General features: G+C 52.0%; 4 protein-coding genes and 1 pseudogene. All 5 read left to right on the top strand.

What is annotated here, in order from left to right:
• Window positions 1-254, top strand: a 254-nt coding sequence (locus AC2W7C_RS18030; protein WP_486002584.1) for a hypothetical protein, incomplete at its 5' end; no start/stop codon positions are given.
• Window positions 255-332: 78 nt separating this feature from the next.
• A complete protein-coding gene (locus AC2W7C_RS18025; RefSeq protein ID WP_486002583.1) occupies window positions 333-497 on the top strand; it encodes a host cell RNA polymerase inhibitor in 165 nt (54 codons plus the stop codon).
• 37 nt (window positions 498-534) lie between these two features.
• Entirely contained in the window at window positions 535-843 is a 309-nt protein-coding gene (locus tag AC2W7C_RS18020; RefSeq protein WP_486002586.1) for a hypothetical protein, read from the top strand.
• A pseudogene (locus tag AC2W7C_RS18015) lies at window positions 728-1,063 on the top strand (hypothetical protein); the annotation flags it as partial. The gene AC2W7C_RS18020 and the pseudogene AC2W7C_RS18015, both read left to right, overlap by 116 nt.
• 181 nt (window positions 1,064-1,244) lie before the next feature.
• A partial coding sequence (locus tag AC2W7C_RS18010) for a hypothetical protein (RefSeq protein WP_486002585.1) occupies window positions 1,245-1,349 on the top strand: 105 nt, incomplete at its 3' end.

Genomic DNA, 1,349 nt, shown 5'->3' with positions numbered 1-1,349 from the left:
TCCACATAAAAGAGTCACCACTATCCGGTCGACCTGAGTACATCGCTGAGTGCAACGACATCATCGAAGCTCTGGGGTATGAACTTTGCGGAAGGCAAGCGTTCAAGGCAATATGGCGTCGAGCCGCCCAACGGACATTGGGTCTGCGTAAAGCTGGCTCTAAAGATGATGGTCTTTACGATGCAGAGAAAGTCGAGTTCTTCGGTGCTCGTATGGTAGCTCAGAGTAAGGCTGGTAGTCATGACTCCGAGTGAATGGTGCGAGATGATGTTCGAGAGGACAGGTAACACAGACTATCTCGAAATGTATAACCTGTGGAAGGGGAGAGGGCTATGAGCCTTGAAGAAAAGAAGTACATCGTGGAGCTTGAGGGTCGCGTTCAGTCCTTTGAGGTCCCGGTATACGCCAAGTCTCTGGACGAGGCAACCATAAAGTCTCAGGAATATGAAGATGCTGGTTTCGTGGTAGGCCGCATCCGACCTGAGCTGCACGACTAAACTATCACTTTAGGAACACCTTAACTTTAACTAGGAGATTTACACCGATGCTAAAGAGCAACTGAAGACTTTCACCACTCCGGTAGCTGGTATCGTTGAGCCTTACGCATGGCTGAACAAAGCAGACACCAAGTTCAACGAGCGTGGTGAACACAAAGTCAACCTGACATTCGACCTGAGCAACCCGAAGGTCCGTAAGATGATTGATGTCTTACAGAAGATTCACGACGATGCGTATGCGAAAGCACTCGCAGACCACGAGAAAGAAACCCCGCCTCAGGTTCAGCGTGGCAAGAAGCCTATTGAACCACGCGAAGGCGACATGCCGTGGATTGAGAATTGGTGATGGTACTGTTACCCTGAAGTTTAAATGCTTTGCGTCTTACCTGAAGGATGGTAAGTCAGAGCCTATCGTATTACGGTTCTACGACACCGATGCTAAGTTAATACGTGACGTCCCGAATATTGGTGCTGGCTCCAAACTGAAGGTCAAGTTCAAAGTCCTGCCGTTCAAATGGAACGCTGCGACTGGTGCGAGCGTGAAGCTGCAACTGGAGTCCTGCCTGCTGGTCGAACTGAAGAGTGGTCGGCGAGGGCAGTGGTGGAGAGGTGGCTGGGGTGACGATGAAGACATCGGCTCTGGCGCTACAAAGCGTCTACTGACGGTGACTTCGGGTCTGACGACTTCGGTGAAGATGCCGAGGGTGGCGATGACTCTGCGTCCGGTGGCGACTACGACTTCTAATCGTGGCTGCATGGACACCAAAACGGGGGCACTCTGTGGGTGCCTACCGCTCAGGACTTGAGGCCAAGAACCAGCAGTGGCTGGAGCAGAACGGCGTCAAAGGCGAG

It is taken from the genome of Brevundimonas sp. CURTG3B2_SDJG (genome assembly GCF_057364705.1).
Note: the sequence above shows the minus strand (reverse complement) of the source record. Positions and strands in the feature narration are given on the sequence as shown.

Coding starts and splice junctions, on each gene's coding strand:
- AC2W7C_RS18025 (WP_486002583.1), top strand. CDS start 333: ATGAGCCTTGAAGAAAAGAAGTACATCGTGGAGCTTGAGGGTCGCGTT.